Origin of the sequence: Streptomyces sp. NBC_01235, assembly GCF_035989285.1 — a bacterium.
In the GTDB taxonomy this organism is placed as follows: Bacteria; Actinomycetota; Actinomycetes; order Streptomycetales; family Streptomycetaceae; genus Streptomyces.
In genome coordinates this window covers 4,626,258-4,645,285 of the sequence record NZ_CP108513.1, presented here as the reverse complement: position 1 = coordinate 4,645,285, position 19,028 = coordinate 4,626,258, and the positions used below count along the sequence as shown (strand labels likewise).

Below are 19,028 nucleotides of genomic sequence, written 5' to 3'. Positions count from 1 at the left end.
GCCCGCCTTGTGACTGTGCCCGAACCGTTGGGATTCCGCTTGCGTGGAGGCATCAGGCAGCCTCCTCAAGCCGGGCGTGGATGTAGTCCTGAAGCGCGCTCGCGGGGATCCGACGGCACCGGCCCTCGGTGATCGAGGCAATTCGCTTGGAGCGGATCAGGTCGTACACCTTGGAACGCCCGAGCTTCAGCCGACCCATGACCTCAGGCACGGTGAGCAGTTCGGGGGCGGCGGTGGTCATGCTGCGGCTCCTTCCAGGTCGGGTTGGGCGTGCCGTTCTTCCCGAGCGGTCTCGCGGTTGAGTTGGATGTCGCGGCGGATGCTGTCGGCGAGCCAGGATTCGCCGGGGGTGTGGCCGTGACCGGCGTAGGACCAGTGGGCGAGGGTCAGGGTGGTTGCCTCCGGGGCGGTGGGATCGGGCAGGCCGAGGGACTGGCGTTGCTGGGCAGCGCGGTAGTCGGCGCGGACCTTGCGGAGGGCGCCGAGGGTGGTGGAGTAGCGGCGGGACTTGGTGGAGAAGTGGCCGCGGAAGCCGAGCATGTGGGCCCAGTCGCGGAGCTTGCGGTCCGGGTAGAGGGGGTGGAGGTCGAGGCAGGCTTCGATGAGTCGGCGGGGGTGGTCGGCGACGTCGAGCAGGACCAGGGCCTCTTTGTTGCCGATGGGTCGGTCTACCGTGCCGGTGGTCTCGGCCGCCTTGGTGGCGTACTTGGCGACGTAGGAGGCCACTGCCTGTTCGGTGATCTCCTCGCCGTTGCCGAAGGCACCGATGGGCTGGACGTCGAGTTGGATGCCCCAGCGCAGGGTTCGGGCGGGCTGGTCACCGGCCGAGGCGACGTCGACGGCGACGCGGGAAGCGGCGGCGCGGATCGCTTCGGTGAGCAGGTCGAGGGTGGCCCAGGCCGGGGGCGGGGAGTCCGGTCCGTCGGGTCCGTCGAAGCGGATGACGGCGTGAAAGTGGACGGCACCGCGTTTCTGGTACTCGGCGACCTTGCCGAACGAGATGCGGGACGCCTCATGGGCCGCTTTCTGGGTGAGGCCGGCGCGGCGGGCGATCTCGCGGCGGAGGTAGATCGTGAAGTAGCGCCACAGGCCGGAAGCGTGGTTGTTCCACAGCACCGCGCCCGCGTAGTCGTACGAGGACGGGTCGACGGCGGTGCCGAGTTCGGGCGCGTCTTCGGGATGGTGCTTGCCGCAGCGGCAGGGGCGGTTACCGGGGCGGTTGTGGACGGGGCCGAAGGAGGGGGCGGTCAGGGTGGCGAAGACCCGAGGGTGATCCCGGATCGTGTGAGGGGTGCCTTTGGCGGGGTCGCCGACGAGTCCGGCGCGGATGAGGTGGTACGTGTCGCCCGCGTAGGTCCAGGCGCAGGAGGGGCAGCGGGAAGCACGGCGGTTGCCGCAGGCGACGCGGAGTCGGCCGCCGGGCTCGGTGTCGGTGCTGTAGGAGTGCAGTACCTCTCCGGTGGCCTTGTCCCGCGTGACGGTGGTGCCCTGGAGGTGGATCGGGTCGGAGCAGCCGCCGGTCCGGCGGATCTGGTCTTGGACGCGGTCGAAGCCGGGGGACCCGGCCAGCCTCAGCACGTCGGCGAGGGCGGCCGGATCCAGGCCCGCCATGGTGGCGGAGTCGGTCACGCCTTGTTCCCCTTCAGAAGGATGGAGCGGATGACGACCGCGCACACGGCCACCGAGGCGGCGGTGATGGCGACCGCAAGCAGCAGGGAGACGAGGACCGCGCCGACGACCAGGACCACGGCGGTGCCGCCGCCGACGAGGGCGAGCGCGGTGCCGGGCGTGAGCTGGACGGTCGGCCGGTTCGACGCCGGGGCCACCGGGACCGGGGCCGGAACGTATGCCGCCGGGTTGTAGGCCGTCGGGGCCGGGGTGGTCGGGAAGGGGGCGGTGTCCTGGGGCGGGTACTTCGGGGTGAACACGAGGGCGATCCCTTCTGCGGTCAGTCGAGGAGCGTGGCGACGGCTGGGGCGAGGACGCTTTGGGCGACGAGGTAGCCGCCCAGGAGGAGCAGGGCGACCAGCCACCACGGCGGGCGGGCGAGCTGAATGCCGAGCACGGCGACGACGAGCACGGCGAACCAGAGCGGGACGTCCATGGCGGTGACCTCCTGTCAGGCCTTGCAGCGGTGGGTGCGGGCGGCGAGTTCGGCGGCGGCGCGGCTGTCGTACTCGGTGGAGAAGTCGCAGCGAGGAGCCGTGCAGGCGGCGAGGTGGCGGTTACGGCCACGGGCGAGGAAGGAGGCGACCTGGACGGGGCCGATGCGGCGGACGTTGCGGAACCTGGGGCTGGTCATCGCGGGGTGTCCTCTCCGGTGAAGTCGTGGGCGTGGTCGGTGAGCCACTGCCTGATCTCGGGGAATTCGTCGGCGGTGGCCTGGTAGAACGCGGCTTGTGCGACGGCGACGGCTTCGACGAGCCGATTGCGGCGGGTCAGCTCTGCGGCGTACTCCAGGGCGGAACGGATGGCGGGACGCATCGCGTACGTCTCCTTTCAGAGGTGGGCGGCGACGGAGGGCGTCATGGACGGGGGCAGGCCAAGCCGGGCCCGGACGGCGTCGGGGTCGGCAGGGCGGCCGGTGGTGGCGTGGTGTTCCTCGGCCAGGACCCGGACGCGGTCGACGAGTGCGGGCGGCAGGGAGACAGCGGGAGCGGCGGGCGCCAGGGCGGGGGCGGTGATCGGTTCGGCGGCGGACTCCGGAGCCGGTTCCGGGTCGGCGGAGGGCACCGGGAGCGCGTCACTGTGGGCTTCGTCGACGGCGACCGAGGGCGTCTCTGGGGCGGGTCTCACCGAGGCTGCCGGGGTGCGGGTCGAGTGCGCGAGAAGCGTTCCGCCGAAGAAGGCGACGGCGGGCCAGCCGGCCACCACGACGCGGAGCGACGCGGGAACGTCGTCCAGGTCGAGGAGTCCAGCGGTCGCGACGTTCGCGCCGAGGGAGGCAGCAAGGGCGACCAGGAACCACAGCCGAGGTCCCCCGGCGGGCTGTCCGGTCCGCTGCTGTTCGCGCATCCGACGCCACGCGGCGACCAACAGCAGATCGACACTGACGGGATAGGCCCACGCCTTCCACCCGCCCTGTCCAGCAGCGTCGGCCAGGTCGTGAAGGTGCGAGAAGGACAGGGCACCCGCGATGACGGCCTGGACGATCACGGCGTCCACACGGGCCAACTGGGCACGCATCGGCTCGACTTCCTTCCTGCTTGAGGCATGGGAGGGGTAGGGACTCGGCGCGAGGCGGTCACGCCGACCGTGGGGAAAGGGGTGCGGCTACTCGGTCACCGGGCGAGCGGTCGGCGCGGCAGCAGCGGGAGAAGCCGACCCAGCAGACTCGACGGCGACAGCGGGCCGGAAGGCGTTGAGGCGGGGCAGCTCTGGCACCAGGGCGGAGTTTGCGCGGCAGACGGCCGCCGCTTCGTCGAGGGTGAGGTGGGGTGAGCGGGCGCGGGACCAGCCGCCGGAGGAGTCGCCGACGATGGCGACGCCGGGCCGTTCGGCCGGGATGGAGGTGGCCGCGAGCGCCGCTTCAGGGGAGATGTCTGCCAGCGCCATGTTCGCCGACGACTCGTCGTTGACGCGGTGGCAGATGCGGCCGGTGAGCTGGGCGCGGAGCATGGTGGCACCCTTGCCGAGTTCGGAGCCGAAGCGCTGGCCGCACACTTCGAGGTAGATGCCGGCCGCGCGGCCGAGCTGGGCAATGCGGATGAGCTTGGTGACCATGGCGTCGCGTCGCTTCTCGTCGTCCCGGCTTGCGGCGAGGAAGAGTTCCGCGACCTCGTCGACGACGACCACGACCGGCACCGGCCGCACCTCGTCCGGCAGCCCCCACACGTCCGAGGTGAGCACGGCATCCGCACCCAGCCCGGACCGAAGACCGATCAGACGGAACCGTGCCTCCATCTCTTCCAACAGGGCGTCAAGGAGCTCGTTGGCACGGTCGGAGGTGTCAGCGAGTGCCGACAACCGGGGCGCGAACGGGGCGAGTTCGACGCCCCATTTGCAGTCGATCCCGACGAGGACGACCCGTTGCCGGGCCAGGCCGCACAGAAGGTTGCGCAGGTACACGGACTTGCCGGACTGCGTTGCGCCGAGGATGAGTTCATGCGGCACGGCGCGGAAGTCCCGTACGTGCCATCGCCCGTCATCACGGAGCGCCATGGGGAGGGTGAGCGGTCCGCCTCGCTGCACCCGCCGGGAGGGCCGCACGTCGGAGAGCACGTCCCAGCCGATCAGCCGCAGTTCGAGCCATCCCGGCTTGGTCGGGCGGATGTGCACGGCATGCGCGGCCCAGGCGTGCCGCAGCCGGTCAGCGGATGCGGTGAAGTCTTCGGGAGCCTGCCCGGTCGCCATGCGCAGCCGCATCACCAGACCGGACCCGGTCGGCAGCGGCAGCGTTCGGCGAGGCGGTACGGGTGCCGCCTCCCGCCCGATCACCCGGGCCGTGGCCCGACGGACGGCCGAAGCCGGGACCGTCAGGCCACAGGCGTCCATCGTCGCCCGGTACGTGGTGAGCACGCGCAGAGCGACGAACGGATAGCCCACGAGCCACCAGAACGCGACCGGCAGACGACGGCGCAGGACCAGCAGCGCGGCCAGGGCCAGCAGGCACAGCGTCAGCACCCAGACGATGTTGTCGGTCATGGCCGTCAGCCCTGCGCCGGAGCCGGGGCGTTGACCATGACCGCGTCCGCCCGGTAGGCGATGCCGTGACGCATCCGCCCGCCGAACTCGCTCTCCCACGGCCGGGCCACGAGGCCGGGCATGATGACCGGAGCGCCCATGACCAGGCCCTCACCGATGCCCTTCTCGGGAACGGTGACCTTGATCATGTCCGAACCGCCCGCCGCGATGAACACCAGCTCCAGGACCATGAGCCGCTCGTTCGTCACCGGGTCCAGGGCGATCTCACCGGTCTGACGGTCCTTCACCTTGACCTCGGGCAGCTTGGTGACCAGCAGCGTTGCGGCCGAGGAGTCAACGGGGATGACACGCATTTCGTGAACCTCACTTGGTCGGCGACGCCTTGCCCAGCGCCGCACCGAACTGGATACCCCCCTAGACAACGCGGGGAGCGACCCGCCTGAACTGTCTAGGGGGGTTGACGGCAACAATAGACCGACGGGCCGTCAACTGTCTAGGGGGGTATACGTGCGAGTCTCGGCGCGTGCGATCGCGCTACGGCAGTACCCAGTGCAGGGCAGTTGCGTCGTCCTGCGACTTGCCCCGTGGCCAACGCCGTCCCTCAGGGTCGCCGGCCTCAGCTTCCCGCACGCGGCGGAGCAGCTCACGGGGCCCGGACGAGGCGAGCACATTCAACGTCTCTTGCCAGGTGGCGAGTTGGAAGCGGTCGACGAGTCGCGTTGCGCCGTCGCTCAGCAGCGTCACGGACGCCAGCGAGTCCAGCGGCGTAGCCCCGGTGAGGGCGTGTTGGGCCACGTGTGGTTCGGGCCCAGCGATCCAGAAGCCCCCCGGCCGGTTGCGGAGTGCGGTCAAGGTGTCCCGGTACTCGGCCAGGGCGGCGGCATGTTCAGGTGAGCCGGTAGGCAATGCGTCGACCGGCCCGCGCAGCCGCTTGCCGACGTCGTCCAGGCGGCGATCAGTTACGACGGTCGTACTGCCGTCCCCTTCGGCCAGGAGAAGGGACGAGTCCCCGAGTACGAGGTACTCCAGAGCTCCCGCGTTGGCCCGGACGGCGACGACCGTACTCGTCGGACTTGCCCGATAGGCCAGGTCGCAGGTGCCTGCGTGCAGGGACCGGACGGCACGGATCGAGTCGGCGAGGCACTCGGCGAGCGGCCGGGTGGGATGCGCCGTGATGGTGCTCAGCAGCAGCCCGCCCAGCGTCGCGGAGAACCAGGCGACGCCATGGATACACCCGGTCTCCGCGCCGGCCACTCCGGCACCGTCGAGGAGAACGGCCGCTTCGGGAGCGGCGGCGGCGAAGTCCTCGTTCTCCCGGCCCGGCTCAGCGGGCAGAGAGGCGAGGGTGACCCTCACGCCGACGTCTCCTCGTCGTGCCGGTATAGGGGGGTGAGCAGTTCGACGGACTGCGGTTCGCTGGTCTCCGGGTCGTACTCGACGCCGACCAGGGTGGAGAAGCGATGGTCGCCCACCTGTCCCCAGAGCGTGTTGAGGTCGGAGGCGAGCAGCTGGACGACGCCGAGCGAGCCCTGGGTGTGGATACCGGCGATGGCGAGGAGCGTGCCGTTGCCGTCGGGGCGCGGCAGCCTGCCGAGGTATCCGACGTCGTACGGGCGGGCGGGATCGCTGTCCTGTCCCGACTGGTACGCGGTGCCCGTCCGGCGGTCGACGACCGTCCAGGGTCCGTCTTCGGCACGCTCCCAGTGCAGTACGGGATCCTGCGCGTAGGTGTCCCACATCTGCCGGGACATGCGCGGGCCGCAGACGACCACCAGGCCGTCACGGTTGAGGTCGATGTCACCGCTCACCGGTACGTGCTCCGAGGTGACGTCGAGACCGTAGGACCGTGCGAGGTCTTCCAGGCTCTTGCCGGAACTGACGTCGTCCACGGCTACGACCGTACGACCGCGCTCGTCGTCCCGCCGCAGCGGAGTTGCGACGGTGACCCTGCCGCGTCCGAGGAAGGCCCCTTCCGGCGCCGGCCCGGTGTGGCGGATCTGGTGGATTCGCCCCCGGCTCAGTCCGGCTTTGGTCGCGATCTGCGCGTAAGACAACCCTTGCGCATGGAGGTCCTGGACCACGCGGCGGCGGAGCCGGGCCAGCTCGGTGACCTCTTGCTGCGCGTCGGCCAACCGGGTCGTGACCTCCCGCAGGAGCAGGTACGGATCATCGATCGCCGTGATCCGCTGCAACTCGTCCGACATGACCACACCTCCTAGAAGTACCCAGGAGTCTAGGGCCCTAGACGGTATGGGCGGGAGACGCCGCCCGGAACGAACGCCGATCACGTAGAACCCGGCCCTACGACGAGGCACACCCCGGGGGCTCACCCTCCACTGCCTACGAGGCGGCCACAGGTCACCGGCGAGCGGGACGCCATCACGCGCCCACCCGTGGCAGCTCGGCCCAGACGCAACGCCCACCGGCGGGTCGGTCCTTCACTCCCCAGTCCTTGGCGCAGGCCGCGATCAGCATCAGCCCGCGGCCGCCCTCTTCCACCGGACTGGTCACACTGCGGACCATGGGCTCTTCGTCGCCGCCCTGGTCGATCACCTGAATGCGCACCAGGTCCTCATTGAAACCGACGACCACGAGGAACCAGCCGCGATACCAGCCGCTCCGCGTGTGCCGGACGGCATTGGCCGCCAGCTCGCTGACGACCAGAACTGCATCCTCGACGAGGTCCGAGTCCTCGTCCTCAAGCAGGGCGCGGACGAAGTGACGGGCCTCCGCCACCTGCCAGGCCAGGCCAGGAAACACGCGGCACCAATTTTTGGGCATAGGAACCCTCCTCTTTGTCTAGGGGGCTAGACGGCACAGTGAGCAGAGTATTCCTATGCGTGACGCACGAGCCAGGCATCTTGAGGAATTATTCCTCTAACGAGTGGTGGAGTCCTCCAACTCCCGGAACTCCTGCATCACGCTGAGCAGCATCTCCCGGGCCTCGATCCCAAAGATCGCGGCCTCTTCAAAGCGAGCGAACGTCTCCTCGTATGAGGCGACCTCGGCGGAGTCGTCCAGGACCCGCTCACCACGGAAGGTCTCGACGACGACCTCTCGTCGGTCACACAAGGTGAACCCGTGACGAGGCATGACCGGTACGGCCCGACGCCACGGGATGACTCCGAGACGGACCGTGCTCAGACTGTCGACGGCAAGCAGCCGGTCGAACTGGGCGAGCATCAGCGCGGGGTTCCCCGGCCAGGTCCGCAACACAGCCTCTGTCAGCACGAACACCGATTCCCGCCCCGGCTCGTACAACAAGCTCTGACGCTCCACCCGGGCAGCGACAGCACGACCGACGGCCTCAGGGGTCGAGTTCGGCGCGCTCTCGAAGACGTGGCGGGCGTACTCCGCGCTCTGGAGCATGGCCGGCAGGACGACGCATTGGAACGAACGGATCAACCGAGCCGACCGCACCGCTTCGTCGAGGGTCGCCCCGGCAGGTGCGTCGTCGTCGGATGCTTCGACAGTATCCGGCGCAGCTTCCACGGCGACCAGGAGTTCAAGGACCTCACGACTGGTCGACTCGTCGAGGTCGAGAGCGCGCGACAACCGGCCCAGGACGTCGACGCTGGGGACCATCCGCCCGTTCTCCACCTTGGACACGGTCGGTTGACCCACGCCAGCACGTTGCGCCAATACGGCACCTGTCAGGCCAGCTTCCGCACGAAGTCCCCGAAGACGTGCCCCGAGCGCCTTCATCCGCTGCTGCCGTTCACTCCCCATATGCAGGGTTCTACACCACGGGGTAGCAGGAGCCGGGCCGATGACCGCTGATGATCATCAGCCACCAGGGGATCACCTGTTACAGGTTTCTCTACCTCATCAAGGCCCGCGCACGGCGCGGGCGCGCGCCGCCTCTGCGGCGCGGCCTGCCTCCTGTCTGCGCCCCGGCTGGCCGCGCCCGGCGGCGCGCTAGCGAGCTGCGGGCATGACGTGGGAGACACCCTCTATGGCTGGGGCGGTCGGCTCCACGGCTTTAGGCAGCCACCATGGGGCGAGCCTCGAAGATCATGGCCCCAACGTCGTGCTTTAACGGGCAGGTCCACAGACTGCCCGACTCGCCGGAAGCTTACGGGGCCATGATCACTCGCCCCATGGCAGCTCCCGCCCAAAGCCGCTCCACCGACCTTAGTGAGCAGCACCCTGTGGTGAGTGCCCCTGCTCATGCTCCACTTGCCAGGCGTCCCGTGCGAGTCGTCGTCGCCGCATGCCCTGACGGACGTCACCGCAGCGTGGCTGAGGCCGGTGGGGGTGCAGCGAGGCACACGCGTGCGTGATCCGTTGGCGCACCCGCCGTCGTGGCTGGCTGTCGTCGGCTGGCGTACGAGCACCGACCACGCCCGGGGCTGACATCAGTCCTGACATCAACGCCAGCGGACCCAGGCAGACAGTGACGGTCTCCTACGACTATCGTCACAGGCCGGTGAGCCTTCTCACCTGCGCCACCTTCGCCGTTATGAGAATGGGATGATGTCGTTTATGAAGGGACGAGTCCTTGTCGTCGACGACGACACCGCACTGGCCGAGATGCTCGGCATTGTGCTGCGTGGTGAAGGTTTTGAGCCGTCTTTCGTAGCTGACGGCGACAAGGCGCTGGCTGCTTTCCGTGAGGCGAAGCCCGACCTGGTGCTGCTGGACCTGATGCTGCCCGGCCGGGACGGCATCGAGGTGTGCCGCCTGATCAGGGCGGAGTCCGGGGTGCCGATCGTGATGCTCACGGCGAAGAGCGACACCGTCGACGTGGTCGTCGGACTGGAGTCCGGCGCCGACGACTACATCGTGAAGCCGTTCAAGCCGAAGGAGCTGGTCGCCCGGATCCGGGCCCGGCTGCGGAGGTCGGAGGAGCCGGCGCCCGAGCAGCTCGCCATAGGCGACCTCGTCATCGACGTTGCCGGTCACTCCGTGAAGCGGGACGGGCAGTCGATCGCGCTGACGCCGCTGGAGTTCGACCTGCTGGTCGCGCTCGCGCGCAAGCCCTGGCAGGTGTTCACCCGCGAGGTACTCCTTGAGCAGGTGTGGGGCTACCGGCACGCCGCCGACACCCGCCTGGTCAATGTGCACGTCCAGCGGCTGCGCTCCAAGGTCGAGAAGGACCCCGAGCGGCCCGAGATCGTGGTGACCGTCCGTGGCGTCGGATACAAGGCAGGACCCAGCTGACATGTCCGGGGACAGTGCCGCTTCGGCCCCCGGCCGGTCCGGGGCCCGTCCGGAGCGGCCTGTCGGCCGTAAGACACCGGGTTCACGCTTCGCACGCCTCCTCGAAGGCGGGCTCCTCCAAGGCGGGGTGCAGGGCAGCCCCGTCCTGAGGCTGCTGCTGCGCTGGGTGCGCCGGCCGCTGCTGCCCGTCATGCGGCTGTGGCGGCGCAACATCCAGCTCAAGGTCGTCGTCACGACGCTGCTGATGTCGCTGGGCGTCGTCCTGCTGCTGGGCTTCGTCGTCATCGGGCAGGTGCGCAACGGCCTGCTGGACGCCAAGGTCAAGGCGTCCCAGAGCCAGGCCACCGGCGGATTCGCCGTGGCCAAGCAGAAGGCCGACGAGGCCGCCAGCGCGGTCGCCGACGACGGGACCCCGGCGACGGACCGCGCCTCGCAGAACGTCATCGAATGGATGAGCGAGCTCGTGTCGTCGCTGTCCAGCGGCGGCCAGGGTGCCTTCGACGTGGTCACCCTGCCTCCCGGCGACGACAGCGCAGCCGGACGTGGACCGCGCGCATCCGGCTTTGTCGACCCCAACAAGAGCGTCCCGGAGAACCTGCGCGTACGAGTCAACACCAGCACCGGAGCGGTCCAGAGTTACTCCCGCATCCGCTACAGCAACCACAAGGAGTCCCAGCCGGCCCTGGTCATCGGCAAGCAGGTCAACGACCCCAACGGCGACGCGTACGAGCTGTACTACCTCTTCCCGCTCACACAGGAGGAGAAGTCGCTGAGCCTGGTCAAGGGCACGCTGGCGACCGCCGGACTCTTCGTCGTCGTCCTCCTCGGTGCCATCGCCTGGCTCGTGGTGCGGCAGGTCGTCACGCCCGTGCGGATGGCCGCCGGGATCGCCGAGCGGCTGTCCGCCGGACGGCTGCAGGAGCGGATGAAGGTCACCGGCGAGGACGACATCGCACGCCTGGGCGAGGCCTTCAACAAGATGGCCCAGAACCTCCAGCTGAAGATCCAGCAACTGGAGGACCTGTCACGGATGCAGCGGCGGTTCGTGTCCGACGTCTCGCACGAGTTGCGGACGCCGCTGACGACCGTCCGTATGGCCGCCGACGTCATCCACGACGCCCGCGTCGACTTCGATCCCATCACCGCGCGGTCCGCAGAACTGCTCGCCGACCAACTCGACCGGTTCGAGACGCTCCTCGCCGACCTGCTGGAGATCAGCCGCTTCGACGCCGGAGCCGCCGCCCTGGAGGCCGAGCCGATCGACCTCAGGGAGGTCGTGCGGCGCGTAGTCAGCGGGGCCGCGCCGCTCGCCGAACGCAAGGGGACGACCGTCCGCGTCATCGGCGACCAGCAGCCCGTCGTCGCCGAGGCCGACGCCCGGCGCGTCGAGCGGGTGCTGCGCAACCTGGTCGTCAACGCCGTGGAACACGGCGAGGGCAACGACGTCATCGTCAAACTGGCCGCCGCGGGCGGGGCCGTCGCCATCGCCGTGCGCGACTACGGCGTCGGGCTCAAGCCCGGCGAGGCCACCCGCGTCTTCAGCCGGTTCTGGCGCGCCGACCCGGCACGCGCGCGTACCACCGGCGGCACCGGCCTGGGACTGTCCATCGCCCTGGAGGACGCGCGACTGCACGGCGGCTGGCTGCAGGCCTGGGGAGAGCCCGGCGGCGGCTCCCAGTTCCGGCTGACGCTGCCCAGGACCGCCGACGAGCCGCTGCGGGGCTCACCGATACCGCTGGAACCCAAGGACTCCCGCCGCAACCGGGGAGAACTTGGCGACGCCGGCCAGCCGCGCGGCGGAGGCGAGAAGAGCGCCACCGTGCCGGTACAGCCCGCCAGTGAGCAACTGTCGGCCGCACGGACCTCGCTCACGCCCCGCATGGCCACCGTGGCCCCCACAGCCGACCCGACGGCCCTGCCCGGCAACGGCGCGCGCGTGGTGCCCCGGACTGCCTCGGGCACGGGCGGGGCACGACGACCGGAAGAGCCGCCCGCGACGGGCGCGGTACGCGGCGAGGGCCCGGAGCGGACCGAAACCGCCCGCACGGGTGACACGCAGGACACGGCACCGAGGGGGACTCCGGACCGGCGGGGAGCCGGGACGGAGGGCTCGGACGAGCAAGGGGAGGCATCTCGTGGGCGCTGAACGGCGCGAGGGGGGAACCAGGCGCACGCCGGGGCGCACGCTGGCGTACGTCGCCTGTGGCGCCGTACTGCTGGCGGGATGCGCCTCGATGCCCGACAGCGGGGATCTGCGCGGCGTCGAATCCACCCCGCGCCAGGACACCCAGGTACGAGTGTTCGCGATGCCGCCCCGGGACGACGCGCCGCCCTCCGAGATCGTCCAGGGCTTCCTCGAGGCGCTCACCAGCGACGACCCGAGCTACTCGACGGCACGGCAGTACCTGACCGACAAGGCCGCCCAGAAGTGGGAGCCCGAACGGTCCACGACCGTCCTGGCGGACGGACCGGCGACCGAGGCCGGGCCCGCCGGAAGCAGGGAGGACGGCGACGACTTCTCGTACGTCCTGACCGGCACCAGGGTCGCCACCGTCGACGCGCAGCAGTCCTACACGCCCGCCTCGGGCAACTACGGCCAGACGGTCCACCTCACCCGCGACAAGAAGAGCGGACAGTGGCGCATCGACGCGCTCCCCCCGGGCGTCGTCATGGGCAAGTCCGACTTCCAGCGCAACTACGTGTCCGTCAACAAGTACTACTTCGCCTCCAACACCACGGCCGACGGCTCCGGGCAGCCCATGGCCGTCGCCGACCCCGTCTACGTACGCGAACGCGTCGACCCCATGACGCAGATGGTGCGCTCCGTGCTCACGGGACCCACCAGCTGGCTGCGTCACGTCGTCAGATCCAGCTTCCCCACGGGAACCGCGCTGCCCAAGGGCGTCACCTCGCTGACGCCGGACGACCAGAACAAGCTCACCGTGCCGCTGAACGACAAGGCGGCCCACATCGGACGGGGCAAGTGCGACGAGATGGCGGCCCAGCTGCTGTTCTCCCTGCAGAGCCTCACCCCCACCATCGACGAGATCGCGCTGCGCGCGGGCGGCACCCAACTGTGCTCCCTCACCGGGGACCGGGCCGCCGCCGTCGCCGCACGCGGCTCGGAGAGCAACCCCGGCTACCTGTACTTCATCGACGGCCAGCACCGCCTCGTGCGCATGACGAGCGGCAGTGGCAACACCAGGGCCGATCCGGTGCCCGGAGCGCTCGGCGACGGCACCAAGGCACTGCGCTCGGTCGCCGTGGCACGCGACGAACACAGCGCCGCCGGAGTCGCCCTCGACGGCAAGACGCTCTACGTCACCTCCACCGTCTCCGGCAGCTCCATCGGCGACCCCGTACTGCAGAGCAAGGGCAAGACGGAGACCGACCGGCTCACCACGCCCAGCTGGGACGCCCAGGGCGACCTGTGGGTGGCCGACCGCAATCCCGTCGCCCCCCGGCTGCTCCTGCTGGCGAAGGGCGGCGGACAGCCGCTGGAGGTGCTCACCCCGGGTCTGGACGGCCGTATCAACGCCGTGCGCGTGGCCGCCGACGGGGTTCGGATCGCGCTCGTCGTCGACAAGGGCGGCAAGCAGTCCCTGCTCATCGGGCGGATCGAGCGGAGCGCGGGCAACGGCGGGCAGCCGTCCGTGTCGGTCCAGGAACTACGCTCGGCGACACCGGAGTTGGAAGGGGTCAGGGCCATGTCGTGGGCCGGGGACAGTCGGCTCGTGGTGGTCGGGCGCGAGGCCGGCGGCGTGGAGCAGGTGCAGTACGTGCAGTGCGACGGCTCGATCCCCGAGGCGGGAACGCTTCCCGGCCTCACGGAGGTCACCAGCATCGCCGCCTCCGAGGACAGCGACACCCCGCTGTTCGCGACCTCCAAGGACGGCCTGCTGTGGCTGCCCGGCGGGAGTGGGTGGCGGACACTGAAGGAAACCGCTTCCGTCGCGTTTTACCCGGGGTGATCTTTTTCCTCCGGGGGTGAAGCCCGGTTAAGTCCCCCGGAGCGGTCTGCTTTTCGCCTGCTCTTTGGCCGGTGCGGTCCGGCGGTGTGATCGGTCGGTGTGATCCGTCGCCACGATCGGTCGGTGCGATCAGTCGGTGTGATCGTCCCAGGTCTGCCTTCCCGGGAGTTTTCCACAGGCTCTCGCCCAGGGTTTTCCACAGGGGTGGCGAGCCGCTCCGGCCGTTGGCACAGTGGTCGACGTGGAAGGCGTTCGCAGGTGGTGGCAGGAGCTCGCCGGCCTGGTGCTGCCCGCCGAGTGCGGAGGCTGCGGAAGCGCACGTACGGTGCTCTGCCCGCAGTGCCGTGCGGCGCTGAGCGGGGCCGTGCCGTTCCGGGTAAGGCCGGTGCTGGAACCGCCAGGGCTGCCCGCCGTGCACGCGGCGGCCCGGTACGCGGACGAAGTCCGTGCAGTGCTGCTGGCCCACAAGGAACGCGGCGCGCTGACGCTGGCGCGACCGCTGGGTGCGGCGTTGGCGGGGGCTGTGCGAGTGGGGGTGGGGGAGGGGGAGGGGGAGGGGCCCCAGCCCCCCGGAGGTCTACTGCTGCTCGTCCCCGTCCCCTCCGCCCGCGCCGCGGTGCGGGCCCGTGGCCATGACCCGGCGCGGCGGATCGCGCTCGCGGCGGCCGGTGAGCTGCGGCGGGCCGGGATGCCGGCGCGGGTGGCCGCGGTGCTGAGGCAGCGGAGGGCCGTGGCCGACCAGTCGGGGCTCGACTCCCGGCAGCGGCTGAACAACCTGGTGGGCGCGTTGGCGGTGGTGCCCGGGGGCGCGCGGGTGCTGCGCGGTGGTCGGGTGGTGCTCGTCGACGACCTGGTCACGACGGGAGCTTCGCTGATGGAGGCGGCGCGCGCGGTGCGGACGGCGACGACCGTGGAGGAGCGGCTGGAAGGGCAAGAAGGGCTGGAACGGGAGGGGCGGGTGGGGCGCAGGGAGGAGGCGGAGCGAGGGATGGATGCTGAAGGTGCGCCGGCCGTGTACGTGGGTGTCACGAGGGAAGGCAGAAAGGTGAAGCCGTCCGGAGTGAGGGAGGCAGGCATGGGCGGTGCCGGTGACGTGCTCTGCGCGGCCGTGGTCGCGGCCTCGCCGGACTCTTTCGAAATAAACCGGAACTGAGTGAGAACTTGTGTCGTTGCAGGTAATGAGAGGGTCAATTCACCTGAACGGAGGTACGCCGCAGTAGAGGGTGACGACATCCGTCCGGGCGAGATATGTTCGGTTGTGAGGGAAAGCCGCAGGCCACACCTCTCCTATCCGAATGCCGTGCTGCGGTTTGCGTAATCACCTGCAGCGCCTGGGGTGTAGATCTCGCCCATGGGGGAGGAGGAGGTGGAAGTCACCAAGTCCGAGGTTCCGGTGCTCACCGGAGCTTGGTGCAAAAGGGAGATGCTCCGCCATCGAAGCGGAGTGATCCGGGAACGGAGTTCTGCGTGGACATCGTCGTCAAGGGCCGCAAGACCGAGGTGCCCGAGCGGTTCCGCAAGCACGTGGCCGAGAAGCTGAACCTGGAGAAGATCCAGAAGCTCGACGGCAAGGTGATCAGCCTCGACGTCGAGGTCTCCAAGGAGCCCAACCCCCGACAGGCCGACCGATGCGACCGAGTGGAGATCACGCTCCGCTCCCGCGGTCCGGTGATCCGGGCGGAGGCGGCGGCCAACGACCCGTACGCGGCACTCGACCTGGCGGCGGAGAAGCTCGACGCCCAGCTGCGCAAGCAGCACGACAAGCGATACACGCGCCGCGGCGCCCGTAGGCTCTCCGCGGCAGAGGTTCCCGACCACGTCCCGGGTGTGGCGACGCTCAACGGCAACGGTCACCCCGTCCAGGCCGGCGAGTCGGACAGTGTGCCGACCAAGAAGATCGGCTCGCTGGAGGTGCAGGGCGACGGCCCCCTCGTGGTCCGCGAGAAGACGCACGTGGCCGCTCCGATGACCCTCGACCAGGCCCTCTACGAGATGGAACTGGTCGGACACGACTTCTACCTGTTCGTCGACTCCGAGACGAAGCAGCCCAGCGTCGTCTACCGGCGTCACGCCTACGACTACGGCGTGATCTACCTCGACACCGACCCGATGGTGGCCCAGGCCCACTCACCCGAGGCGGGTGGCGCGCTGGGCGGCTGACGCTGCCCGGTGACAGCTGAGCGGTGTGCCCCTGGAGCGCGGTGTGCGCCCCCAGGGGCGCCCGTGTGCGACCCCTTCGGGCATCGCTCTGTCACCGCGTTGTCGTCCGGGCATGGAATCATGGCAGGGCGGTTCAACCGGTGGGCCGTTGCCTTGGGTTGGCGATGGCTCAGGACCACGGCCGCAGCCTTCAGGGGGAGGAACGATGGCGGACAGCTTCGGACCGATGCGGGACGAGGGCGCCGACGACGGCGTCGTCGGCATGGGCCCGGACGAGGGCACTCCACGCAAGGAGCCGATCAGAGTCCTTGTCGTGGACGACCACGCTCTGTTCCGTCGGGGACTGGAGATCGTGCTCGCGGCCGAGGAGGACATCCAGGTCGTCGGTGAGGCGGGGGACGGCGCCGAGGCCGTGGACAAGGCGGCCGACCTGCTGCCGGACATCGTGCTGATGGACGTACGGATGCCCAAGCGCGGCGGTATCGAGGCGTGCACCTCCATCAAGGAGGTGGCCCCCAGCGCGAAGATCATCATGTTGACGATCAGTGACGAGGAGGCCGACCTCTACGAGGCGATCAAGGCGGGCGCGACCGGATATCTCCTCAAGGAGATCTCCACGGACGAGGTCGCCACCGCGATCCGCGCGGTCGCCGACGGGCAGTCACAGATCAGCCCCTCCATGGCGTCGAAGCTGCTCACCGAGTTCAAGTCGATGATCCAGCGGACCGACGAGCGTCGGCTCGTGCCCGCGCCGCGGCTGACGGACCGGGAGCTGGAGGTGCTCAAGCTCGTCGCCACGGGGATGAACAACCGTGACATCGCCAAGGAGTTGTTCATCTCCGAGAACACCGTGAAGAACCATGTGCGCAACATCCTGGAGAAGCTGCAGCTGCACTCCAGGATGGAGGCGGTGGTGTACGCGATGCGGGAGAAGATCCTCGAGATCCGCTGACTCCGGTCGAGCCGGTCGAGCCGGTCAGGCGAGTGCGCGGGTGAGTTCTCCGGTGAGCGGCTCGCGCAGGTCCGGGGCGTCCACGCGTTCCACGCGTATGTCCGTGCAGTCCACCCAGGTCGCCGCCTCGAGGAGGGCCTGTGCCACCGCCGGGACCGCCTTCGGGCCGTCCAGGGTGACATGTTTGGCGACCAGGGTGCGGCCCTCCCGGGCCGGGTCCACGCGGCCGACGAGCCGGCCGCCGGCGAGGACCGGCATCGCGAAGTAGCCGTACACCCGCTTCGGCTTGGGGACGTAGGCCTCCAGGCGGTGGGTGAAGCCGAAGATCCGCTCGGTGCGTGCCCGTTCCCAGATCAGGGAGTCGAACGGGGACAGGAGTGTGGTGCGGTGGCGGCCGCGCGGGGGCGTTTCCAGGGCTGTCGGGTCGGCCCAGGCGGGCTTGCCCCAGCCCTCGACCGTGACCGGGACCAGGCCCGAGTCGGCGATGACTGCGTCGACCTGTTCGCCCTTGAGCCGGTGGTAGTCGGCGATGTCCGCGCGCGTGCCCACGCCGAGGGACTGGCCGGCCAGGCGGACGAGGCGGCGCAGGCACTCGGTGTCGTCCAGCTCGTCGTGCAGCAGGTCGCCGGGTACGGCGCGTTCGGCGAGGTCGTACACGCGTTTCCAGCCGCGGCGCTCGACGCAGACCACCTCGCCGTACATCAGCGCGCGTTCCACGGCGACCTTGGTGCCGGACCAGTCCCACCACTCGCTGGTCTTCTTCGCGCCGCCCAACTCGGTGGCGGTGAGGGGGCCTTCGGCGCGGAGCTGCTTGATGACCTGGTCGTACGTGCCGTCCGGGAGGGCGTGGTTCCAGTGCGGGCGGCTGCGGTAGGCGCGGCGGCGGAAGGCGAAGTGGGGCCATTCCTCGATGGGGAGGATGCAGGCGGCGTGGGACCAGTACTCGAAGGCGTGGGGTCGTGCCGGAGGCGCGCCCATGGACACAGGCTTCCAGTACGCGGTCTCGACCGGTTTGCGGCCCACGGCTCCCAGGCGGGCGTAGGGGATCAGTTCGTGGGAGCGGGCCAGGACGGAGATGGTGTCGAGTTGGACCGCGCCCAGGTGGCGGAGGACGCCGCGGACGCCGGCCTTGCGGTCGGGCGTGCCGAGGAAGCCTTGTGCCCGTAGGGCGATGCGACGGGCTTCGTCTGCGGAGAGCTCGGTGGCGGGGCGCGGGGTCGTCATGGCTCGCACGATAGGTGGTGGGTCTGACAGTGGGGGGTGAGCTGGGGGTTCGGGGGGTGGGGTGGGTGCGCGCATGGGTTTTCCCGCCTCCGTCGCCCCTAGCCTTCCCCGGCGGGTGGTGCGGGGAGATACGGCGCGGCCGACGGCAGTCCCAGGTCGGACGGGAGCAGGGAGGCCAGCCAGCAGTCTCGGCGTACGCCCTTGTTGTGGATGGCTGAGCGCAGGGTGCCTTCCAGGGTGAAGCCGGCTTTTTCGGCGACCGCGCGGGAGGCGGTGTTGCCGACTTCGGCTCTCCATTCGACGCGGTCGATCGAGAGGGAGGTGAAGGCCCAGTGGGCGGCGGCGAGGGTGGCCTCGGTGGTGTAGCCCTGGCCCCGGTGTTCCTTGGTGGCCCAGAAGCCGACCTCGGCCGTGCCCAGGGAGCGCATGGTGAGGCTGAGGACGCCGGTGAGGGCGCCGTCGGGGAGGAAGGCGCCGAAGGTGAACATCGAGGCGGTCGTCCAGCCCTCCGGTGCGAGCAGTTCGGTGAAGCTCTGGGCGTGCTCGGGGAGGTAGGGGGAGGGGATCGTGGTCCAGCGCTGGATGTCGGGGTCCTGGGCGGCGGTGTACACGGCGTCGGTGTCGTGGGGGCCGAGGGGGCGCAGGACGAGGCGGGCGGTGGTGAGGGTGACGGGCTGGGGCTCCATCGGCCGATTCTGCTCGGGGTCCGTTGTGGGCGCCATCGTTTTGCCGTGCGTGAGCGCGTGATCACAATTCGCGCAATTCGTCCGGCGGACGCGGCACCATCGGCGGGGCCCGGCCGTTGTCCAGTTTGAAGAAGATTTTGGAGCAGGTGCGCAGCAGTGTGCGGTCCTCGTCACGCCAGGCCTCCCGGCGTGGCGGGGTCCTCGCATACGATGGCCGTTGCTCAGCAA

General features: G+C 70.0%; 21 protein-coding genes. 6 read left to right on the top strand and 15 right to left on the bottom strand.

The genetic code is table 11. The annotated features are described in order from the left end of the window. Window positions 1-52: 52 nt before the first annotated feature. The 13 genes from OG289_RS20485 to OG289_RS20425 form a co-directional block, all read right to left on the bottom strand. Entirely contained in the window at window positions 53-241 is a 189-nt protein-coding gene (locus OG289_RS20485; protein WP_327315475.1) for a helix-turn-helix transcriptional regulator, read from the bottom strand. Beyond that, window positions 238-1,629 carry a replication initiator protein RepSA gene (gene repSA, locus OG289_RS20480; protein ID WP_327315474.1) on the bottom strand — a complete coding sequence of 464 codons (1,392 nt, stop codon included), beginning with the start codon at window positions 1,627-1,629 and terminating at the stop codon, window positions 238-240. Before repSA ends, OG289_RS20485 begins: the two co-directional genes overlap by 4 nt. Further along, entirely contained in the window at window positions 1,626-1,928 is a 303-nt protein-coding gene (locus tag OG289_RS20475; RefSeq protein WP_327315473.1) for a SpdD protein, read from the bottom strand. The genes repSA and OG289_RS20475 overlap by 4 nt, the downstream gene beginning before the upstream one ends. A gap of 20 nt (window positions 1,929-1,948) precedes the next feature. After that, window positions 1,949-2,104, bottom strand: coding sequence for a hypothetical protein (locus OG289_RS20470; RefSeq protein ID WP_327315472.1), 156 nt, complete (start codon window positions 2,102-2,104; stop codon window positions 1,949-1,951). A 15-nt stretch (window positions 2,105-2,119) separates the two neighbouring features. Beyond that, the gene (locus OG289_RS20465; RefSeq protein WP_327315471.1) at window positions 2,120-2,302 is read right to left on the bottom strand and encodes a mobile element transfer protein; all 183 of its coding nucleotides are present in this window, start codon (window positions 2,300-2,302) and stop codon (window positions 2,120-2,122) included. Next, a complete protein-coding gene (locus OG289_RS20460) occupies window positions 2,299-2,484 on the bottom strand; it encodes a hypothetical protein (RefSeq protein ID WP_327315470.1) in 186 nt (61 codons plus the stop codon). The genes OG289_RS20465 and OG289_RS20460 overlap by 4 nt, the downstream gene beginning before the upstream one ends. A gap of 15 nt (window positions 2,485-2,499) precedes the next feature. After that, a complete protein-coding gene (locus OG289_RS20455) occupies window positions 2,500-3,186 on the bottom strand; it encodes a DUF2637 domain-containing protein (protein ID WP_327315469.1) in 687 nt (228 codons plus the stop codon). A gap of 87 nt (window positions 3,187-3,273) precedes the next feature. After that, window positions 3,274-4,644, bottom strand: coding sequence for an FtsK/SpoIIIE domain-containing protein (locus tag OG289_RS20450; RefSeq protein WP_327315468.1), 1,371 nt, complete (start codon window positions 4,642-4,644; stop codon window positions 3,274-3,276). Between the two features lie 5 nt (window positions 4,645-4,649). Then, on the bottom strand, window positions 4,650-4,997 hold the full coding sequence (locus OG289_RS20445) for an SCO3933 family regulatory protein (RefSeq protein WP_327315467.1): 348 nt from the start codon (window positions 4,995-4,997) through the stop codon (window positions 4,650-4,652). Between the two features lie 181 nt (window positions 4,998-5,178). After that, entirely contained in the window at window positions 5,179-6,000 is an 822-nt protein-coding gene (locus tag OG289_RS20440; protein ID WP_327315466.1) for an integrase, read from the bottom strand. After that, window positions 5,997-6,848: a sigma-70 family RNA polymerase sigma factor gene (locus OG289_RS20435; RefSeq protein WP_327315465.1), complete on the bottom strand. Its 852-nt coding sequence runs from the start codon at window positions 6,846-6,848 to the stop codon at window positions 5,997-5,999. The genes OG289_RS20440 and OG289_RS20435 overlap by 4 nt, the downstream gene beginning before the upstream one ends. 175 nt (window positions 6,849-7,023) lie before the next feature. Continuing rightward, complete coding sequence (locus tag OG289_RS20430) at window positions 7,024-7,425, bottom strand: ATP-binding protein (RefSeq protein WP_327315464.1); 402 nt, start codon at window positions 7,423-7,425, stop codon at window positions 7,024-7,026. A 96-nt stretch (window positions 7,426-7,521) separates the two neighbouring features. Further along, complete coding sequence (locus OG289_RS20425) at window positions 7,522-8,373, bottom strand: helix-turn-helix domain-containing protein (RefSeq protein WP_327315463.1); 852 nt, start codon at window positions 8,371-8,373, stop codon at window positions 7,522-7,524. 744 nt (window positions 8,374-9,117) lie between these two features. On the opposite strand from OG289_RS20425, the gene mtrA reads away from it, so the two are divergent. The 6 genes from mtrA (at window position 9,118) to OG289_RS20395 (ending at window position 16,890) form a co-directional block, all read left to right on the top strand. Next, complete coding sequence (gene mtrA / locus OG289_RS20420) at window positions 9,118-9,807, top strand: two-component system response regulator MtrA (protein WP_187283109.1); 690 nt, start codon at window positions 9,118-9,120, stop codon at window positions 9,805-9,807. A 1-nt stretch (window position 9,808) separates the two neighbouring features. Next, the gene (mtrB, locus tag OG289_RS20415; protein ID WP_327315461.1) at window positions 9,809-11,953 is read left to right on the top strand and encodes an MtrAB system histidine kinase MtrB; all 2,145 of its coding nucleotides are present in this window, start codon (window positions 9,809-9,811) and stop codon (window positions 11,951-11,953) included. Further along, window positions 11,943-13,778 (top strand): LpqB family beta-propeller domain-containing protein, encoded by a 1,836-nt coding sequence (locus OG289_RS20410; RefSeq protein WP_327315460.1) that lies wholly within the window; start codon window positions 11,943-11,945, stop codon window positions 13,776-13,778. The genes mtrB and OG289_RS20410 overlap by 11 nt, the downstream gene beginning before the upstream one ends. A gap of 241 nt (window positions 13,779-14,019) precedes the next feature. Beyond that, window positions 14,020-14,931: a ComF family protein gene (locus OG289_RS20405; RefSeq protein ID WP_327315459.1), complete on the top strand. Its 912-nt coding sequence runs from the start codon at window positions 14,020-14,022 to the stop codon at window positions 14,929-14,931. A 314-nt stretch (window positions 14,932-15,245) separates the two neighbouring features. Continuing rightward, window positions 15,246-15,938 (top strand): ribosome hibernation-promoting factor, HPF/YfiA family, encoded by a 693-nt coding sequence (hpf, locus tag OG289_RS20400; protein ID WP_327315458.1) that lies wholly within the window; start codon window positions 15,246-15,248, stop codon window positions 15,936-15,938. 205 nt (window positions 15,939-16,143) lie between these two features. Then, window positions 16,144-16,890: a response regulator gene (locus OG289_RS20395; protein WP_079661884.1), complete on the top strand. Its 747-nt coding sequence runs from the start codon at window positions 16,144-16,146 to the stop codon at window positions 16,888-16,890. Window positions 16,891-16,914: 24 nt separating this feature from the next. Here OG289_RS20395 and OG289_RS20390 read toward each other — a convergent pair whose 3' ends face one another. Both OG289_RS20390 and OG289_RS20385 read right to left on the bottom strand, forming a co-directional pair. After that, the gene (locus tag OG289_RS20390; protein WP_327315457.1) at window positions 16,915-18,114 is read right to left on the bottom strand and encodes a winged helix-turn-helix domain-containing protein; all 1,200 of its coding nucleotides are present in this window, start codon (window positions 18,112-18,114) and stop codon (window positions 16,915-16,917) included. Between the two features lie 98 nt (window positions 18,115-18,212). Then, entirely contained in the window at window positions 18,213-18,800 is a 588-nt protein-coding gene (locus OG289_RS20385; protein WP_327315456.1) for a GNAT family N-acetyltransferase, read from the bottom strand. Window positions 18,801-19,028: the final 228 nt, after the last annotated feature.

Coding starts and splice junctions, on each gene's coding strand:
- OG289_RS20425 (WP_327315463.1), bottom strand. CDS start 8,373: ATGGGGAGTGAACGGCAGCAGCGGATGAAGGCGCTCGGGGCACGTCTT.
- mtrB (WP_327315461.1), top strand. CDS start 9,809: ATGTCCGGGGACAGTGCCGCTTCGGCCCCCGGCCGGTCCGGGGCCCGT.
- OG289_RS20450 (WP_327315468.1), bottom strand. CDS start 4,644: ATGACCGACAACATCGTCTGGGTGCTGACGCTGTGCCTGCTGGCCCTG.
- OG289_RS20465 (WP_327315471.1), bottom strand. CDS start 2,302: ATGACCAGCCCCAGGTTCCGCAACGTCCGCCGCATCGGCCCCGTCCAG.
- OG289_RS20430 (WP_327315464.1), bottom strand. CDS start 7,425: ATGCCCAAAAATTGGTGCCGCGTGTTTCCTGGCCTGGCCTGGCAGGTG.
- OG289_RS20390 (WP_327315457.1), bottom strand. CDS start 18,114: ATGACGACCCCGCGCCCCGCCACCGAGCTCTCCGCAGACGAAGCCCGT.
- OG289_RS20460 (WP_327315470.1), bottom strand. CDS start 2,484: ATGCGTCCCGCCATCCGTTCCGCCCTGGAGTACGCCGCAGAGCTGACC.
- OG289_RS20385 (WP_327315456.1), bottom strand. CDS start 18,800: ATGGAGCCCCAGCCCGTCACCCTCACCACCGCCCGCCTCGTCCTGCGC.
- OG289_RS20470 (WP_327315472.1), bottom strand. CDS start 2,104: ATGGACGTCCCGCTCTGGTTCGCCGTGCTCGTCGTCGCCGTGCTCGGC.
- OG289_RS20435 (WP_327315465.1), bottom strand. CDS start 6,848: ATGTCGGACGAGTTGCAGCGGATCACGGCGATCGATGATCCGTACCTG.
- OG289_RS20395 (WP_079661884.1), top strand. CDS start 16,144: ATGGCGGACAGCTTCGGACCGATGCGGGACGAGGGCGCCGACGACGGC.
- mtrA (WP_187283109.1), top strand. CDS start 9,118: ATGATGTCGTTTATGAAGGGACGAGTCCTTGTCGTCGACGACGACACC.
- OG289_RS20455 (WP_327315469.1), bottom strand. CDS start 3,186: ATGCGTGCCCAGTTGGCCCGTGTGGACGCCGTGATCGTCCAGGCCGTC.
- OG289_RS20445 (WP_327315467.1), bottom strand. CDS start 4,997: ATGCGTGTCATCCCCGTTGACTCCTCGGCCGCAACGCTGCTGGTCACC.
- OG289_RS20485 (WP_327315475.1), bottom strand. CDS start 241: ATGACCACCGCCGCCCCCGAACTGCTCACCGTGCCTGAGGTCATGGGT.